The organism is Pseudomonas sp. PDM31, from assembly GCF_019218965.1.
Classification (GTDB): Bacteria; Pseudomonadota; Gammaproteobacteria; order Pseudomonadales; family Pseudomonadaceae; genus Aquipseudomonas.
This window is the reverse complement of the sequence record NZ_JAHUWS010000007.1, coordinates 154,200-171,664: the sequence shown is the minus strand read 5'-3', so window position 1 is coordinate 171,664 and position 17,465 is coordinate 154,200. Positions and strand designations below refer to the sequence as shown.

16 protein-coding genes are annotated in these 17,465 nt (G+C 59.6%); 11 read left to right on the top strand and 5 right to left on the bottom strand.

The window, feature by feature from the left end; all coding sequences use genetic code 11:
- Positions 1-238: 238 nt before the first annotated feature.
- From adk to KW839_RS15635, 7 genes are all read left to right on the top strand, one after another.
- Entirely contained in the window at positions 239-886 is a 648-nt protein-coding gene (gene adk, locus KW839_RS15665; protein WP_060541819.1) for an adenylate kinase, read from the top strand.
- An 88-nt stretch (positions 887-974) separates the two neighbouring features.
- The gene (gene tsaB / locus KW839_RS15660) at positions 975-1,655 is read left to right on the top strand and encodes a tRNA (adenosine(37)-N6)-threonylcarbamoyltransferase complex dimerization subunit type 1 TsaB (protein WP_060541818.1); all 681 of its coding nucleotides are present in this window, start codon (positions 975-977) and stop codon (positions 1,653-1,655) included.
- Between the two features lie 326 nt (positions 1,656-1,981).
- Positions 1,982-3,181, top strand: a complete 1,200-nt coding sequence (locus KW839_RS15655; RefSeq protein ID WP_218424791.1) for a hypothetical protein — start codon at positions 1,982-1,984, stop codon at positions 3,179-3,181.
- A gap of 229 nt (positions 3,182-3,410) precedes the next feature.
- Complete coding sequence (locus KW839_RS15650) at positions 3,411-3,716, top strand: hypothetical protein (protein ID WP_060541815.1); 306 nt, start codon at positions 3,411-3,413, stop codon at positions 3,714-3,716.
- Positions 3,716-4,576 (top strand): DUF72 domain-containing protein, encoded by an 861-nt coding sequence (locus tag KW839_RS15645; protein WP_218424788.1) that lies wholly within the window; start codon positions 3,716-3,718, stop codon positions 4,574-4,576. The genes KW839_RS15650 and KW839_RS15645 overlap by 1 nt, the downstream gene beginning before the upstream one ends.
- Before the next feature lie 32 nt (positions 4,577-4,608).
- Positions 4,609-5,430, top strand: coding sequence for an oxaloacetate decarboxylase (locus KW839_RS15640; RefSeq protein ID WP_218424786.1), 822 nt, complete (start codon positions 4,609-4,611; stop codon positions 5,428-5,430).
- Positions 5,431-5,432: 2 nt separating this feature from the next.
- A complete protein-coding gene (locus KW839_RS15635; RefSeq protein ID WP_218424783.1) occupies positions 5,433-6,128 on the top strand; it encodes an extensin family protein in 696 nt (231 codons plus the stop codon).
- A 3-nt stretch (positions 6,129-6,131) separates the two neighbouring features.
- Here the strand turns inward: KW839_RS15635 and KW839_RS15630 are convergent, their stop codons facing one another.
- Positions 6,132-6,752, bottom strand: a complete 621-nt coding sequence (locus KW839_RS15630; RefSeq protein WP_060541811.1) for a hypothetical protein — start codon at positions 6,750-6,752, stop codon at positions 6,132-6,134.
- Between the two features lie 93 nt (positions 6,753-6,845).
- Between KW839_RS15630 and KW839_RS15625 the strand changes: the two genes are divergently transcribed.
- On the top strand, positions 6,846-7,628 hold the full coding sequence (locus KW839_RS15625) for a class I SAM-dependent methyltransferase (protein WP_256352677.1): 783 nt from the start codon (positions 6,846-6,848) through the stop codon (positions 7,626-7,628).
- Between the two features lie 124 nt (positions 7,629-7,752).
- On the opposite strand, the gene KW839_RS15620 is transcribed toward KW839_RS15625, so the two are convergent.
- The gene (locus tag KW839_RS15620) at positions 7,753-8,391 is read right to left on the bottom strand and encodes a TetR/AcrR family transcriptional regulator (RefSeq protein ID WP_060541809.1); all 639 of its coding nucleotides are present in this window, start codon (positions 8,389-8,391) and stop codon (positions 7,753-7,755) included.
- Positions 8,392-8,484: 93 nt separating this feature from the next.
- Here KW839_RS15620 and KW839_RS15615 point away from each other — a divergent pair, with 93 nt between their 5' ends.
- Positions 8,485-9,585 (top strand): efflux RND transporter periplasmic adaptor subunit, encoded by a 1,101-nt coding sequence (locus KW839_RS15615; protein ID WP_218424782.1) that lies wholly within the window; start codon positions 8,485-8,487, stop codon positions 9,583-9,585.
- Between the two features lie 5 nt (positions 9,586-9,590).
- A complete protein-coding gene (locus tag KW839_RS15610; RefSeq protein ID WP_060541807.1) occupies positions 9,591-12,656 on the top strand; it encodes an efflux RND transporter permease subunit in 3,066 nt (1,021 codons plus the stop codon).
- 455 nt (positions 12,657-13,111) lie between these two features.
- On the opposite strand, the gene KW839_RS15605 is transcribed toward KW839_RS15610, so the two are convergent.
- From KW839_RS15605 to plsB, 3 genes are all read right to left on the bottom strand, one after another.
- Complete coding sequence (locus KW839_RS15605) at positions 13,112-13,801, bottom strand: DUF4197 domain-containing protein (protein ID WP_218424781.1); 690 nt, start codon at positions 13,799-13,801, stop codon at positions 13,112-13,114.
- 248 nt (positions 13,802-14,049) lie between these two features.
- On the bottom strand, positions 14,050-14,400 hold the full coding sequence (locus KW839_RS15600; RefSeq protein ID WP_060541805.1) for a YbaY family lipoprotein: 351 nt from the start codon (positions 14,398-14,400) through the stop codon (positions 14,050-14,052).
- Positions 14,401-14,553: 153 nt separating this feature from the next.
- Positions 14,554-17,046 carry a glycerol-3-phosphate 1-O-acyltransferase PlsB gene (gene plsB, locus KW839_RS15595; RefSeq protein WP_218424780.1) on the bottom strand — a complete coding sequence of 831 codons (2,493 nt, stop codon included), beginning with the start codon at positions 17,044-17,046 and terminating at the stop codon, positions 14,554-14,556.
- 166 nt (positions 17,047-17,212) lie between these two features.
- Here plsB and KW839_RS15590 point away from each other — a divergent pair, with 166 nt between their 5' ends.
- Positions 17,213-17,422 carry a cold-shock protein gene (locus KW839_RS15590; RefSeq protein WP_010462862.1) on the top strand — a complete coding sequence of 70 codons (210 nt, stop codon included), beginning with the start codon at positions 17,213-17,215 and terminating at the stop codon, positions 17,420-17,422.
- Positions 17,423-17,465: the final 43 nt, after the last annotated feature.

Genomic DNA, 17,465 nt, shown 5'->3' with positions numbered 1-17,465 from the left:
ATGGCCGTTGGGAAAGTACTGCCAGGCGACAGTTAATGATGGGGTTGCGACTTGTAAAACTCAGTGGCCGGGTCACATCGGGCAGCGGTTTCTCCGACTTTTGCCGTCTTGTGTGGGCGCAGCCTGCTGTGTATCTTGATCAGCCTTTGGCCGTTTGGACGGCCACGACCCTATTTTTGAGATTGGCCCCACGAGGCGAATCTGACGTTATCCATATAAAAAATTGAGGAGCACATCGATGCGCGTCATTCTGCTGGGAGCTCCCGGGGCCGGTAAAGGTACTCAGGCTCAGTTCATCACCGAAAAATTCGGCATTCCGCAAATCTCCACCGGCGACATGCTGCGTGCTGCGGTCAAGGCCGGCACAGAGCTGGGCATCAAGGCCAAGAGCATCATGGATGCCGGCGGCCTGGTATCCGACGACCTGATCATCGCACTGGTCAAGGACCGCATTGCCCAGTCCGACTGCGCCAACGGTTTCCTGTTCGACGGCTTCCCGCGCACCATTCCTCAGGCAGAAGCCCTTGTGACTGCCGGTGTCGAACTGGATGCGGTTGTTGAAATCGCCGTTGAAGACGAAGAAATCGTCCAGCGTATCGCCGGTCGCCGTGTTCACGAGGCCAGCGGTCGCGTTTACCACATCGTCTACAACCCGCCGAAAGTGGCCGGCAAGGACGACGTCACCGGTGAAGAGCTGGTGCAGCGCAAAGACGACACCGAAGAAACCGTGCGTCATCGCCTGTCGGTCTACCATTCGCAGACCAAGCCGCTGGTGGATTTCTACCAGAAGCTGTCCGCTGCCAATGGCAAGCCCAAGTACAGCCATATCGAAGGCGTCGGTTCGGTTGAAGCGATCACCTCCAAGGTGCTTGCTGCCCTGAGCTGATCACTTGCTGCATGATCTACGGCCCGCTTGCGGGCCGTAGTTGTTTATACTGACGCACTTTTTCTGACCTCTTGTTACGGACACATCGATGAGCACCTTGCTGGCCCTGGACACCGCGACTGAAGCTTGCTCCGTTGCCTTGCTGCATGACGGCAAGGTCACGAGCCATTACGAGGTGATCCCGCGCCTGCATGCGCAGAAGCTGTTGCCGATGATCCAGCAATTGCTCGCTGACGCCGGGACTACCCTGCAAGCTGTGGATGCCATCGCTTTTGGCCGTGGCCCGGGGGCCTTCACTGGCGTTCGAATTGCCATCGGTGTGGTCCAGGGCCTGGCGTTCGCCCTCGATCGCCCGGTGTTGCCGGTGTCGAACCTGGCGGTGCTGGCGCAACGCGCCTTTCGCGAGCATGGCGCCAGCCAGGTTGCCGCCGCCATCGATGCGCGCATGGACGAAGTGTATTGGGGTTGCTACCGCGAAACGGCGGGGGAGATGCGACTGGCTGGCGTTGAGGCGGTATTGCCACCGGAAGTGGCGGCGTTGCCGGCGGACGCCAGTGGCGAATGGTTCGGCGCGGGCACCGGTTGGGGGTATGCCGAACGTATTGCTGTCAGCCTGACCGGCCAGGACGCCGGCATGCTGCCTCACGCCGAGGACCTGCTGACCCTGGCGCGATTTGCCTGGGCGCGGGGCGAGGCAATCGTGGCCGATCAAGCGCAGCCGGTTTATCTGCGCGATAAAGTGGCGACGCCTAAATTACCGAAAACATGATTAATGCGTAATCTTTCAAGATTTCAGTAGTTCGTAATCTGGCTAACACAGCGGGACCAAGGCTCTTTTTCCGGCAACGGTTATAAGGGCTTTTAACTGTGTTGCATTGATTCTATTCATGCGCAATTTACCCTTTCTACAGGATGGTTTATGTTGCCGCAACTGTCATATTTGACAGTTTCTTTTGCTTCTCCACATAGCGTTGAATGTCGGTTCATCGGCTCGGGGTGGCTCCCCTCCTGGATCTTGCCGTTACGTCTCGATCTATCGTCAGGAAGCCGCTTTGGATACCTGTCGTGTCCTCCGGGCTGGAAGCAGGAGCAGAAATGGAAATGGAATCGACTCAATTGAAAGCTCAAGGGGCCCTGCCTCTTGATCCTGGATTCGGCGAATCAGGACAAGTCCGGCCAAATCTTCAAAGTGGTTCTGTGCGGGCAATGCAATTGTCAGCGGACGAATCGGTCTATTTTACGGCTTGGCAGAATGAAAACGCTTTGTATCGGACTACGCCTGACGGGGGCGTGGATCCGTCCTTCGGTAATGGAACAGGCCATGTAAAGTGGCGTTTTGTCAGCGGCGAAGAATCCAGACCTTCCTGCGTACTGGTGCAAGCGGACCACAAGATACTTGTCATCGGTGATACGAGAAGGGACGGTACCGGCCGCGTGGCACTGACGCGCTTCCACAGCTCTGGGAGTCCTGACCTGGTATTCGGCACGGTACTGATTCCGGTCCTTGATGAAGAATATGTACTGTTGGAGTTGGTCAGTGGTTGTCTTCAGAGCGATGGAAAAATACTTGTAACGTTCAGCTACAAAACTGCTGAAGGGAGGCTGTCACTGTTAATACGATTGACTGCTGCGACCGGGAGCCTTGATATGAGTTTCGGTAACGGAGGTGTTGCAGAAGTCAAACACGCTGACTACCCCATCGAATTGCGAAGTGTGCTTGTAAGAGACGATGGGAAGATTATTGTCGGCGGGACCGCTGACGATCAGTTGGTAATAGCCTGCGTTACACCCAACGGCGAGGTCGACACAACTTTCGCTGACAAAGGTTTTGGTTTTTACCGTAGCCCGGGAACCCCATTGAGAATGAGGCAGATGGTAGCGCAGGCCGATGGAAAATTGGTGTGTGCTGGCGCAGCCTCTATCGGAAACTCTAGAACAGTGGGCATGGTAATGCGGTTCAATGCCGACGCAAGTCCAGACTCGAGCTTTAACGGTGCGAGTCCCGTGCTCACTGATGCAGAACGAGACACGTTCTGGAACGCATTGGCTATTCAGTCGGATGGTAAAATTGTCATGACGGGGAACAATGCCAATCTTCAGTTATTGGTCATTGCGGCCAGGCTACTTCCGGATGGGAGACCTGATACCAGCTACGGTGGCAATGGCTGGGGCAGTCTCGGTGTAGGCGGACTTTCATGGGGGGTCAGCATTCAAAGCAATCGAATCATTGTAGCGGGTGAGAATTTGAATGACGCGGGGGCCCGCACTCCAACGGTATATGGCGTCCAGTTGTGAACTGACGCCTTGGCGAGTTTGCCTTGAATGACCAGCCTATCGAATTGATAGGCTGGTGGGGTGTGGTTCATCGGCGAACGGCTATTGCCGCCGCAGACGATTACCAATCGTCATTTTCTGCCCCCGGCTTTAAACCTTTTCGCTTTTCTGTGTTCTAGTTATCACTCGGCCGTTTGCGCAGCAGATTCTGCGCCACTAAACTGCCATCACTGATTCCGAGCATGCATGTATGCGTATAGACGGCGTTTCCTCTCAGTCCTACCCGATCAAGCGCAAGCCTCGCAAAGGCCCTGTGACGGAAGACGACTACGTCGATATCGACGGTGAGCTGGAGTTGCCCACGCAAGAACAACGGGCTGCCCGTGCTGCCAAAGCCTCTGCACAGAAACTGAGCAATCTGCCGGCTCGTCAGCAGGACATGATCTACCAGCGCTCCATGAGCAAAAGTGCGGCAATGGCCTTGGCCAGCTACCTGAGCACCGCCGGTTTCGTCGATTGGGAAGCGGACGTGCTGGGCCTCGACCTGTACATCTGATGTCGCTGCCTTACTACCTTGGTTGCCCGTCCTGGAGTGAAAACGCCTGGCGCGAGTACCTGTATCCGCCAGACGCCAGACCCGCCGATTTTCTGAATCTGTATTCCCAGGTATTCAACGCCGTGGAAGGCAATACGACCTTCTATGCGAGCCCGGCTGCCAATACGGTGCAACGCTGGGCCGAGAGCATGCCCGAGCACTTTCGTTTCACCGCCAAGTTCCCCCGTGAGATCAGCCACGGTGGCGATCTGCGCGAACAATTGACGGCCGCCGACACCTTCGTGCAATTGCTCAAGCCTCTGGGCGAACGGGTGTCGCCGCTGTGGTTGCAGTTATCGAAAAGCTTCACGCCACAACGTTTGCCCGAGCTGGCCGGTTTTATCGATGCCCTGGAACGACCGTTGGCCGTTGAAGTGCGCCATGACGACTTCTTTGCCAGGGGTGACAGCGAGCGCATGCTCAATCGCCTGCTGCTCGACCGCGGCGTCGAACGTATCTGCCTCGATCCGCGAGCACTGTTCAGTTGCACCTCCACCGAACCCTCGGTGCTCCATGCCCAATCGAAGAAGCCCCGGGTTCCACCACGTCCGGCGGCGTTCACCCGATTTCCCCAAGTGCGCTTCATTGGCCATCCGCTGCTCGAAGCCAACGACCCGTTTCTGTTGCCGTGGGTGGAAAAGATCGCCCTGTGGATCGAAGAGGGCCGCACGCCCTACATCTTCCTGCACACCGCCGACAACCTGCTCGCGGCGAAGCTGGCGCAACGCTTCCACGGCATGCTGATGCAGCGCCTGCCTGGCTTGGCGGCGCTGGCTGAGCTATACAGAGAGCCCGCCATCGAGCAACTTGGCCTGCTCTGAGGCGAACTCTTTTCCGTTCAGGAGGCTGCCAAATGGATGCGCAAACCCTTCGAGCCCAGGCGTTCCAGGCACTGCACGAACGCAACGGCGCTTTTGTGATTCCCAATCCGTGGGACGCCGGCTCGGCGAAAATGCTCGCCAGTCTCGGCTTCGAGGCGCTGGCCACCACCAGTGCCGGTTATGCTTTTTCCCGGGGGCGTACCGATGGTGGACTGACCCTGGACGAGACCCTGCTCAACGTCCGGGCGATTGTCGCGGCCAGCGATCTGCCGGTGGCGGTTGATCTGGAAAACGGGTTCGCCGACAACCCCGTCGATTGCTCGAAAAGCATTCTGCGCGCAGCCGAGGCCGGTGCCGTTGGCGGTTCGATTGAAGATGCCACTGGGCGTGAAGAAGGTCCGATCTACTGCTTCGAACATGCCGTGGCGCGCATTGAAGCTGCAGTGGCGGCCGCGCGCAGCTTGCCTTTTTACTTCACGCTGACGGCCCGGGCGGAGAACTATCTGCACGGCAAGCCGGACCTCGCCGACACCATCCGCCGCTTGCAGGCGTTTGCCGAGGCTGGCGCCGACGTGCTTTATGCGCCGGGCCTGCGCAGCGCCGAGGAAGTCCTGGCAGTAGTGCGTGCCGTGGCGCCCAAGCCGGTCAATGTGTTGATGTCCGGTGGCTTGAAACTGACGGTCGAGCAGTTGAGTGAAATGGGCGTCAAGCGCATCAGCGTCGGTTCGGCGTTGGCGCTGGCGGCCTATGGCGAGTTTTTTCGTGCTGCCGAAGAAATCCGCACGTCGGGCACCTTTGGCTTCACCTCCCGCAGCATGCCGTTCCAGCAGGCCAATAATCTGTTCAAAGGCTGACCATGCGTGGCGCAAGGTGGCTGCTGGTGCTGCTGTTGATCAGCGGCGCAGCGGTGGTGGGCGTCTGGCGCGGCTGGATCGACCTGGCGCCGCAATGGAACCCCTGGGCGCCGCTGGATGTGAAGGCCGCGCCGAACCTGCTGACCCGCTACAAGCTGATGCGTCTGCGTGATGACCCGCAACTGTGCGATCAAGCGCTGGGCAGTTCCGGCCTGCGCATCACCCACCAGGCTGACAGCCCTGACGCGACGTGCCCGTTGACCGGTACCTTGCGCGTGCAAGGTGGCGAGGTGGGCCTGAGCAGCAGTTTTCTCGCCAGTTGCCGCCTCGCCGTGTCCTTTGCCCTGTTCGAGCACCATGTGTTGCAGCCCGCCGCGCAGGCGGTCTACGGGCAAGCGGTGACGCGAGTCGAGCATCTGGGCAGCTTTGCCTGTCGCAACGTCTACAGCCGCGAGAACGGGCGGCGCAGCCAGCATGCCAGTGCCAATGCGCTGGATATCGCCGGTTTCCGCCTGGCCGATGGCCGGGCCATCAGCGTGCTCAAGGATTGGCCCAAGGATAATCAGGAAGCGCTGTTCCTGCGTCAGGTTCGCGACGGCGCCTGCGGGATGTTCAGTGTGGTGTTGAGCCCGGACTACAACGCAGCCCACCGCAATCACTTTCATGTGGATGTCGGGCCGTGGTGGGTCTGTCGCTGAGGGTCAGGCGGCTATGCGCAGGTTCTGCAGGATGATCGGGCGCGCCCAACCATTGTCAAAGTCGAGCTGTTTCTGTTGTTCCACCAACTCTTCAGGCGAGAACGGCGGGAACGGCTTGTCGAGCAGGTCGAGTTCGAACTCGGCGATCGGCAGGTGCAACGCACGGGGTTGCGGCGCCGGGCCTGCTAGCGGCACAGGCTGGCCGGCGTTGAGCACGATCGGGCGCACCCAGCCGCTGTCGAAGTCCTGCTGTTTTTGCTGGGCGACGATTTCATCTGCCGGGAATGGAGGGAGCGGCTTGTCGGCCAGGTCCATTTCGAACTCGGCAATCGGCAGGAACAGCGGTTCAGGCGGGCGGACTTCGTTGTCCTGCACATCGCATAAACGCTGGGACACGATGTGTGCCAACAGTTCGCTACCTACAGTGGGCTCGATCGGGCTGTCGAGGTCGACGGGTGGAAAGTTGAGCGATTCAGGCAGCACCTCACCCGACTGATCGGCCAGCGCACGGGCGAAGAAATCCTGCCAGATGTGACTGACGCCGCTCAGTGCCTGGGTGTTTCGCAGGTTGTAATCGCCGTAGGGCGAGATAAAACCTGTGATTGTCGGTTGAATGTCTGACATTTCTCTCGGTCGACGCTCAGCTCTGGCAAAATGCTCGATAGTTTTGTTATCGGCAGTTTTTGCCGATCATTAATTTTTTGAGCGTGTTTTCCGATGATTGATCAACCTGCGTCGTGCCGCATTCATGTCGAGGCCCTCGGCGAAGCCTTCGAGCCACAAGCCGAGCAGTGGGCCGCGCGCCTGGACTTGCCGTTGCAGGTGGCGGACGCCGAGTTCGCCTTGCAGGTGGGCGAGCAGGGTTTGCAGTTGCAACAGCTGGGAGCGGATGCACCGGGGCCGGTGCGGGTGGATTTCGTCGAGGGCGGTGCGGCCCATCGTCGGCTGTACGGCGGTGGCAGCGGACAGATGATCGCCAAGGCGGTCGGCGTCGCACAGGGTGTGCGTCCGCGCGTACTGGATGCCACGGCCGGGTTGGGCAAGGATGCCTTCGTGCTGGCCAGCCTCGGCTGCGAGATGAGCCTGATCGAGCGCCAGCCGTTGATTGGTGCCTTGCTCGAAGATGGCCTGGCCCGTGGCGCGGACGATTTCGAGGTGGCGCCGATCGTGGCGCGCATGCAGTTGCTCAAGGGCAACTCAATCGAGGTGATGAGCAATTGGGAAGGGGAGCCACCCCAGGTGATCTACCTCGACCCGATGTTCCCGCATCGTGAGAAAACCGCGCTGGTGAAGAAGGAAATGCGCCTGTTCCGGCCGCTGGTGGGCGATGACCCGGATGCGCCGGCCTTGCTTGCAGCGGCCCTGGCCCTGGCCAGCCACCGGGTGGTGGTCAAGCGCCCGCGCAAGGCTCCGTGTATTGAAGGGCCCAAGCCAAGTCATGCGCTCGATGGCAAGTCGAGCCGGTATGACATTTATCCGAAGAAGGCGTTGAAGCCCTAGCACCGCGTCGCCTGCTTCGCGAGCAAGCCCGCTCCCACACTGGCTCTATGGATCACCACAAATCCCCTGTGGGAGCGGGCTTGCTCGCGAAGGGGCCGGATCAGCCAAACAGAGTCTATCAGGCTCAATCCGGCCGATAGGCCCGCATAAACAGCCCCACCACTTCCCGCACATGGCTCTCGGCCGCGTCACCCTCCGGTGGCTCGCCGCATCCATACAGCAAACGGAAATTCCCCGCGCCCTTGAGCAGGCAGAAGAAATGCTCGGCTGCATTGTGCGGATTGTCGATGCGCAACGCGCCACTCTGATCGATGCGGGTCAGCAAGCGCTCCATGCCCAGCACCATGCGCTGGGGGCCGGCCTCGAAGAAGATCTGTGCGAGTTTGGGGTCCTGACTGCCCAGGGTCATCATCAGACGGTGCAGGTTCACCGATTCATCGCTATTGATCAGCTGATGAAAGCCGCGCGCGATGTTCAACAGCACGGTTTCAACCGCGACGCCTGGCGGCAATTCGAAGAACAGTGGCGGCAGTTGCTCCTCGCACTTGGCCACCACAGCGGCGGAGAACAGCGTCTCCTTGTCGTTGAAATGGCTGTAGACCGTAAGCTTCGACACACCCGCTTCGGCGGCGACGGCATCCATGCTGGTGCTGGCATAGCCCTTACTCACGAACAGCGTTTTGGCCGCATCGAGGATCGCCTGGCGCTTGGCCAGATCCTTGGGGCGGCCTGGGCCATTGGGTGCTGAAAGTTTGTTGGGCATATTCGCTTTTATTACTGGACTGGTGAGTTTGCTATTAATACCATACTGCTCAGTATAATTATTCCAAGCACTATTAGCGAAAGGTCCTTCACCATGTTCCGCTATGCCTTGCCCCTCGCGTTGCCAGTCTGCCTGGCTTTTTTTCTGTCTGCGTGCGGTCACGAAGAGGCGCCCCAGGTCAGCGTGCGGCCGGCCATGGTGGTTAGGCCAGAGCCTTCGGCGCAGGCAATGGAAAGCTATCCCGGTGAAGTTCGTGCGCGTTATGAGCCTGACCTGGCGTTTCGCATCGGCGGTAAAGTCAGCCGACGACTGGTGGACGAAGGGCAAAGGGTCAAGGCCGATCAACCCCTGGCCGAGCTCGATCCCCAGGATGTGCGCCTGCAACTGGAAGCCACCCGCGCCCAGGTCGCCGCCGCCGAGGCCAACCTGAGCATGGTGCGCGCCGAGCGTGATCGTTATAAAACCCTGATGGAACGTCAGCTGGTCAGCCGCTCGCAGTACGACAATCACGAAAACCTTTACCGCTCCGGTGAAGCGCGCCTCAAACAGATCAAAGCCGAATTCAACGTCTCGACCAACCAGGCCAGTTACGCGGTGCTGCGTGCGCCCCAGGATGGTGTGGTGGCCAAGCGCGCGGTGGAAGTCGGGCAAGTGGTGGCGCCAGGGCAGACGGTATTTACCCTCGCCACCGACGGCGAGCGTGAGGTGTTGATCAGTCTGCCGGAGCAGAGCTTCGGCCGCTTCAAGGTCGGCCAGCCGGTCGCGGTGGAACTGTGGACCCAACCCGATCAGCGTTTCGCCGGACGTATCCGCGAGCTGTCGCCAGCGGCCGATCCCAAGTCCCGCACCTTCGCCGCACGCATCGCCTTCACCGCCGGCAATGTACCCGTCGAACTGGGCCAGAGCGCCCGGGTATTCGTGCAGAGCAGCGACGTGATGGTGCTGTCGGTGCCGCTTTCGGCACTGACTTCGGAAAACGGCGTGTCCTATGTCTGGGTCGTCAGCGCCGACAATACCTTGAAGAAGACCCCGGTGCGTGTCGGTGCCTTCGGTGAAAAAACCGTACCGGTGCTCGAAGGGCTCAAAGCCAGCGACTGGGTAGTGGCCGCCGGTGTCCATGTGCTTCTCGAAGGGCAGCAGGTGCGCCCGGTAGATCGCTCCAACCGCGTGGTCAATCTGGCGGACAAGGAGTAATCCCGATGGGTTTCAATCTCTCCGCCTGGGCGCTGCGTAATCGTCAGATTGTCCTGTTCCTGATGCTGTTGCTGGCCATTGTTGGCGCGCTTTCCTACACCAAGCTCGGCCAGAGCGAAGACCCGCCGTTCACCTTCAAGGCCATGGTGGTTCGCACCAACTGGCCGGGGGCGACGGCGCAGGAAGTCTCGCGCCAGGTCACCGAACGCATCGAAAAGAAGCTGATGGAAACCGGTGATTACGAGCGCATCATGTCATTCTCGCGCCCCGGCGAATCCCAGGTGACCTTCATCGCCCGCGACGCCATGCATTCGGTGGATATCCCCGAGCTCTGGTATCAGGTGCGCAAGAAGGTCAACGACATTCGTCACACCTTGCCGCCTGGCATCCAGGGGCCATTTTTCAACGATGAATTCGGCACCACCTTCGGCAACATCTACGCCCTTACGGGCGATGGTTTTGACTACGCGGTCCTCAAGGATTACGCCGACCGCATCCAGATCCAGCTGCAACGGGTCAAGGACGTGGGCAAGGTCGACCTGCTCGGGTTGCAGGACGAGAAAGTCTGGATCGAGCTCTCCAACGTCAAGCTCGCCACCCTCGGCTTGCCGTTGGCGGCGGTGCAACAAGCTTTGGAAGAGCAGAACGCGGTATCCACGGCGGGCTTTTTCGAAACCAGCAGCGAGCGATTGCAGCTACGGGTCACGGGGAACTTCCAGACGGTCGACGAGATCCGGAATTTCCCGATTCGCGTAGGCGATCGCACTTTCCGCATTTCCGATGTGGCCAATGTGCGGCGCGGTTTCAACGATCCTCCGGCGCCGCGCATGCGCTTCATGGGGGAAGACGCTATCGGCCTGGCCGTCGCCATGAAGGGCGGCGGCGATATTCTGGTGCTCGGCAAGGCCCTGGAAGTCGAGTTTGCCCGCATCCAGAAAAACCTGCCGGCCGGCATGCAGCTGCGCAAGGTCTCCGACCAGCCAGCGGCGGTGAAAACCGGGGTCGGCGAGTTCGTCCAGGTGCTGGTCGAAGCCCTGGCCATCGTGCTGCTGGTGAGTTTCTTTTCCCTCGGCATGCGCACCGGCATGGTCGTGGCGCTGACGATCCCGCTGGTATTGGCGATGACTTTCGCCTGCATGTATTACTTAGGGATAGGCCTGCACAAGATCTCCCTCGGCGCCTTGGTGCTGGCGCTGGGTTTGCTGGTGGACGACGCGATCATCGCCGTGGAAATGATGGCGATCAAAATGGAGCAGGGCTTCGACCGCATCAAGGCTGCCAGTTACGCCTGGACCAGCACCGCGTTCCCGATGCTCACCGGAACGCTGATCACCGCAGCCGGCTTCCTGCCGATTGCCACCGCGCAATCGAGTACCGGCGAATACACCCGTTCGATCTTTGAGGTGGTCACTATCGCGCTGCTGGCGTCATGGGTGGCTGCGGTACTCTTCGTGCCTTACCTTGGGGAAAAGCTCCTGCCGGACCTGGCGAAAATTCATGCGGCCAAGCATGGTGCAGGCCAACCCGACCCCTACGGCACACCGTTCTATCAGCGCGTGCGGCGATTGGTGGAGTGGTGTGTGCGCTGGCGCAAAACCGTTATCGTGCTGACCGTGCTGTTGTTCATTGGCTCGATCGTGCTGTTCCGCTTTGTGCCGCAGCAGTTCTTCCCGGCATCGGGCCGCCTGGAATTGATGGTCGACCTGAAACTGGCCGAAGGCGCTTCGCTGAGCAACACCGCCGATGAGGTCAAGCGCCTCGAAGCCTTGCTCAAGGATCACGCCGGGATCGACAACTACGTGGCCTACGTCGGCACCGGTTCGCCACGTTTCTACCTGCCCCTCGATCAGCAACTGCCGGCGGCGAGTTTTGCCCAGTTCGTCGTCCTGGCGAAAAACATCGAGGAGCGCGAAACCCTGCGCAACTGGTTGATCGCCACCCTCAACGAGCAGTTTCCAGCCCTGCGCGCGCGGGTTACGCGTCTGGAGAACGGTCCGCCGGTCGGCTATCCGGTGCAGTTCCGGGTGACCGGTGAGCACATTGAGGAAGTCCGTGCACTGGCGCGCAAAGTCGCGGCCAAGGTTCGCGAGAATCCCCATGTGGTCAACGTCCACCTTGATTGGGAAGAGCCGAGCAAGGTGGTGTACCTGAACGTCGATCAGGACCGCGCGAGGGCACTGGGCGTCAGTACGGCGAACCTGTCGAAGTTTTTGCAAAGCTCCCTGACCGGCTCCAGCGTCAGCCAGTATCGCGAAGACAACGAGTTGATCGAGATCCTGTTGCGCGGCACCTTGCATGAACGCACTGAGCTGTCGCTGCTGCCAAGCCTGGCGGTGCCGACCGACAACGGTCGCAGCGTGGCATTGTCGCAGGTCGCGACCCTGGAATACGGCTTCGAAGAAGGCGTGATCTGGCACCGCAATCGCCTGCCTAACGTGACGGTTCGCGCCGACATCTACGACAAGGAACAACCGGCGACCCTGGTGAAGCAGATCATGCCGACCCTCGACCCGATCCGCGCCGAACTGCCGGATGGGTATTTGCTGGATGTTGGCGGCACCGTGGAGGATTCGGCACGCGGACAGAACTCGGTGAAGGCCGGTGTGCCGCTGTTCATCGTGGTGGTGTTGACGTTGCTGATGCTGCAGCTGCGCAGTTTCTCACGCACGGCGATGGTGTTTCTGACGGCGCCGTTGGGGTTGATCGGGGTGACGCTGTTTCTGCTGGTGTTCCGCCAGCCGTTCGGATTTGTCGCGATGCTGGGGACTATCGCTTTGTCCGGGATGATCATGCGTAACTCGGTGATTCTGGTGGATCAGATCGAGCAGGATATCGCTGCCGGGTATAAGCCTTGGGAGGCGATTATCGAGGCGACGGTGCGGCGGTTCCGGCCGATTGTGTTGACGGCGCTGGCGGCGGTGTTGGCGATGATTCCGCTGTCGCGCAGTTTGTTTTTCGGGCCGATGGCGGTGGCGATCATGGGGGGGTTGATTGTTGCTACGGCTTTGACGCTGTTGTTCTTGCCTGCGCTTTATGCGGCCTGGTTTCGTGTTCGCAAAGAATCTGTTTGACCTTGGCGGCCTTTGGGCCGACCAGGTTCTTGGGGGGATTGAGTACATATCCGTTGCTGCGGTAATGGCGGCTTATGGTTTCGCCCTTACGGCGAGGCACTTTTTTCAAACGCCAAAAAAGTACCCAAAAAGGCTTGCCCCAGCGTCCGGCCCCTCGCTTAGGCTCGGCGTTCCTTCGTTCCGGTATTCATCCGGGGGCATCGCCTCCGGTCGGCTTCGCTTCGACCTCCTCTCGATGTGTTCGACTTCGTCGAACGGCGCTACGCGCCTACCCCCCGGATAAACACCTCCACTCAGCCTCCCGAAGGGGCGGGTGGATCAAGATCAAAAGCTGCAGGCGAGCTAACGCTCGGCCTGTTGAGTGGTGAAGAGCGAGCGATGGCGGCCTACGAGCCGACCAATCGGCAGATCTACACGGAATGCGCCGTACGCGGAAGGGATATGGCAGGTGATCGTTACAGAGTGCCGAATACTTTTTTGGCCAAACCTGTCGCAGCCGCAGCCGGGTTCTGGCGAATGGTTTCTTCCTGTTTACCGATCATTTCGAACAAGCCATTGAGCGCCTGCTCAGTCACATAGTTTTCGACGTTGGCGCTCTTCGCATCGATCACACCCATGGTCGCGGCCTGGCCGGCGAAGGCGTTGTATTGCTGGGCCAGGCCCACTTGATCGGTGGCTTGCTTGACGATGGGCAGGAACTTGACGCGAATCTGTTCGCGGCTGGTTTTGTTCAGGTACTGAGTGGCCGAATCGTTGCCGCCGCTGAGGATGCCCTTGGCGTCTTCCACGGTCATTTTCTTCACGGCATCCACAAGAATCGGCTGGGCCTGGGTCACAGCGGTTTCAGCTGCTTTGTTCATGCTCGATTCCAGCTGGTCGACCTGAGCACCCATGCCGAACTGTTTCATCTTGTTCGCGACTTTGCCAAGCTTGCCTGGCAGTTCGATTTTGACTTCCGGGTTGTTGCTGAAACCGCCTGGTGTGCCGAGTTGTTTCACGGCTAATTGTGCACCCTGGGTCAAGGCATCCTTGAGACCACCGGTGGCGTCTTTTTGCGACAGGTCGGAGAGGGAAAGGGCCAGGGCGTTGGCGCAGATCATCACGCCGGCGCACAGACCGGCAAAGCGAAGGGTAGGGCGGAACATTAGGCTTCCTTGTTTGAAAGAGGGCATCAGCGGACGGCTTCGTCGGGAATTATCAACGGGCTGCTGATTGTTGCGATTCGCCTTGGCAGAGCATGTTCTTTCATGAAGCGAATCCGTGTCGTTGGCGCCGCAGGTTGACTGGCGCCTATGACAATTTAACGGATTTGTTGCGCAATGTTCCAGGTAACACTTAGTCGTTGGCGCTCGAGCACAGTCGGCGCCAACGGCAACTCAAGAAAAACTGCCGGTTATGCGTCTGGCGAAACACTGACGATTTTCACCACCACATCTTTAACCCACAACGTCTCCTCGCTCAAATCCAGTGCGGGATGGTTCGTGGAGGTGAACACCCTCTCATCTTCATAGAAGATGCTTGCACTGATGGCGTAGGTACGCCCGTACTGCAGTTTTGCCATGTCGAAAGTCAGTGCGTATTCCATGAAATCCTGGTTCAGATCGGTATAGACCTCTGTAGCCAGTGTTTTCAGGTCACTTGGCTGAGTGACATCCACCAGGCTGACCTGGAGGGTCGAACCCGATAGAAGGCCAACCTTTTCGAGATAAATTACGCTACCGGTAATTTCTTTTTCGCCGCTCATTTTGATTTCCTTTTCAATTGACCGTCGGTATTGACGAGCGCTAACCATAAAGTCGATACCGCGACTTTTATGTAGGGCGATTCCTGCAAACCGAGTCGAACGGGGCGTCTTATAGGGCAGAAAAATCCTTGTTTCTGCCAAATACTCGATGGGTCAGAGCGGCGTCAGTAACTCCGCTGCATCTTCACTGCGATGCAACGCCACCTGACGGATCGACAAACGAATCTCCGCCGGCAACACTCGCTTGGCCGCGCCTTCGGCCAGTTCGCCGAGCAGTTCGTGGTAGCCCAGCTTGCCGGCTTCGTCGCGCTTGAGCACCTCGAGATCGAGCAGGGTCTGGATGAAGTGGCGGAACAGGCTCTTGTCGAAGAATTCCGGGGCGTTCAGGCCATGCAGGATCGACAGGCGCTGGGCCATGACCGTGCACAGGTCTTCCAGTTCTTCGGCGCTGATGCTGTGCTGGCCACTGTTGAGCAGCAAAGAGACGGTCATGTAGAAACGCTGCAGAGTCTGGGCGATGCTTTTCGACAGCAGGGTCAGCAGCACGAAATGCCGCGAGCTCGGTGCCGGGCGCAGGTAGACATCGTTTTCGAATCGCAGCAAGCCTTGCTCGACGAAGGCTTGCAGCCATTGATCGATCACCGCGTCGAGTTCGTCCAGCGACCAGCGAATGAACAGCTCCGCCTGCAGGTACGGATAAAGCGCGCGGGTGTAGCGCAGGATCTGTTCGCGGTTCATGCGCGACGCACTCTGGAAGAAGCTCGCCAGCAACGCCGGCAACGCGAAGATATGCAGCACGTTGTTACGGTAGTAGGTCATCAGGACAGCGTTCTGCTCGTCCAGATACAGAATCTTGCCCAGGGCATCGCTCTGCTCGGACAACAGGTCCATGTCCTTCACGTGCTCGATCAACGCACGACCATCACCTGCGGGCAGGGTGGTGTGCGGTGAATAAGGGACTTTGCGCAACAGCGCCAGATACAGGTCGAGTACCCGCGCCATGGCCCGATCGTCGAGGGCCAGGCGCGAGGTGGAGAGCAGTGCCAGCGCCACCAGGTTGACCGGGTTGATTGCCGCCGCTTCGTTCAAATGCTGCGCGACCTTTTCGCCGAGGCGGTTGGTGGTTTCGTTGAGCCAGGCCGGTCTGAATTGCGGGCCGAGCTCCTGTTTGCGCCAGTCCGGCTGTTCGCTGTCGAGAAATTCCGCGAGTTTGATCGGCTCACCGAAGTTCACCGCTACCTGGCCGAAACGCTGCTTGAGCGCGCCGATGACCTTGAAGATGTCGAAAATCGACTCTTTCTTCTTGGTGGCGCCACGCAGCTCGCCAAGATAGGTCCGGCCTTCCAGCACGCGTTCGTAGCCGATGTACACCGGCACGAAGACGATCGGCATGCGCGAGGAGCGCAGGAAACTGCGCAGGGTGATCGCCAGCATCCCGGTCTTCGGTTGCAGCATGCGCCCTGTGCGCGAACGGCCGCCTTCGACGAAGTACTCCACCGGGAAGCCTTTGGTAAACAGGGTGTGCAGGTATTCGTTGAATACCGAGGTGTACAGCGGGTTGCCCTTGAAGGTACGGCGCATGAAGAACGCACCGCCACGACGCAGCAGGCCGCCGATGCCCGGCATGTTGAGGTTGATCCCGGCGGCGATGTGCGGTGGGGTCAGGCCATTGCGGAACAGCAGATAGGACAGCAGCAGGTAGTCGATGTGGCTGCGATGGCAGGGTACGTAGATCACTTCGTAACCCGGTGCGACCTTTTGCACGCCTTCGATGTTGTTGACCTTGATGCCGTCGTAGATCTTGTTCCAGAACCAGCTCAGCACCACTTCCATGAAGCGGATTGCGGTGTAGGTGTAGTCCGAGGCGATCTCGTTGCCGTAGCGCAGCGCTTGGGCCTTGGCCTTTTCCGGGGAGATGTTCTCGCGCTCTGCTTCGTCGAGGATCGCCTGCTTGACCAGTGGCTGATTGAGCAAGCCCTTGACCAGGTTGCGCCGGTGGGAAATATCCGGGCCGATGACGGCGGCTTTGAGGTTGCGAAAGTGCACCCGCAGTATCCGCTGGGCCATGCGCACGGTGCGCTCGTGCCCCTTGTTGTGGTCGATTAACTCACGCAAGTGGATCGGCGCGGAGAACTGCACGCGGGTCTTGCGCCCCAGCACGATGATGCTGAGCAAGCGGCGCAGGCGGCCAGTGACGGCCCAGCTGTCGGCGAACAAGAGTTTCCAGGGGCTGGACTCACTGTCCGGCGATTGGCCCCAGAACACGCTGACGGGAATGATCTGCGCGTCTTCGCCAGCATTCTGGCTCAAGGCGCTGACCAGCCGGGTCAGGGTCGGCGGCGCACCGCGCTTGTCCTGGCGGCCGAGCCAGTCGGGATCCGGGGTCAAGTAGAAGAACGCCGCCGGTTCCACCAGGCCGCCCACCGAGACCGGCAGCACCGGGCGCGGCAGGCCGGCCTTGGTGCATTCGCTGTCGACCACGGCGAGGTCGCTCAGTGAAGGGTTTTGCAGGACGTAGAACACCGGGCGACTGCGGTCGAGGTTAAGGGTGAACGACGACTGATTGATCGTCTCCGAGCGAACCCAGAGGTACAAAAGTCGGCGCAGTGTGCCAAACACAAGACGGCGGAACGGGGAACGGGTCATACGGCTTCTGCGTGAGTGAATAAAACCGAGCAAATGCTCGGGTGGGCGATAGTGTGCCGTATTCGCCGAAAATCGGCAAAAAAGCGGCTAAGTAAAGTTGAGTTGAGAGTTTTGACGGCTGTCATATACTCCGACGCTCAAAATAAAAATAAGGGGGTACTGATTCATGGCAACGCGCGAAACAGGCAACGTGAAGTGGTTCAACGACGCCAAAGGCTACGGCTTCATTCAGCGCGAGGACGGGGTGGACGTGTTCGTGCATTACCGCGCAATTCGCGGCGAAGGGCACCGCTCGCTGGCTGAAGGGCAGCAGGTTGAATATGCCGTGGTGACGGGCGAGAAGGGTTTGCAGGCCGAAGACGTCGTCGGGCTGTAAACCCACTCATCAGCTCACCCAAAACCATTGTGGGAGCGGGCTT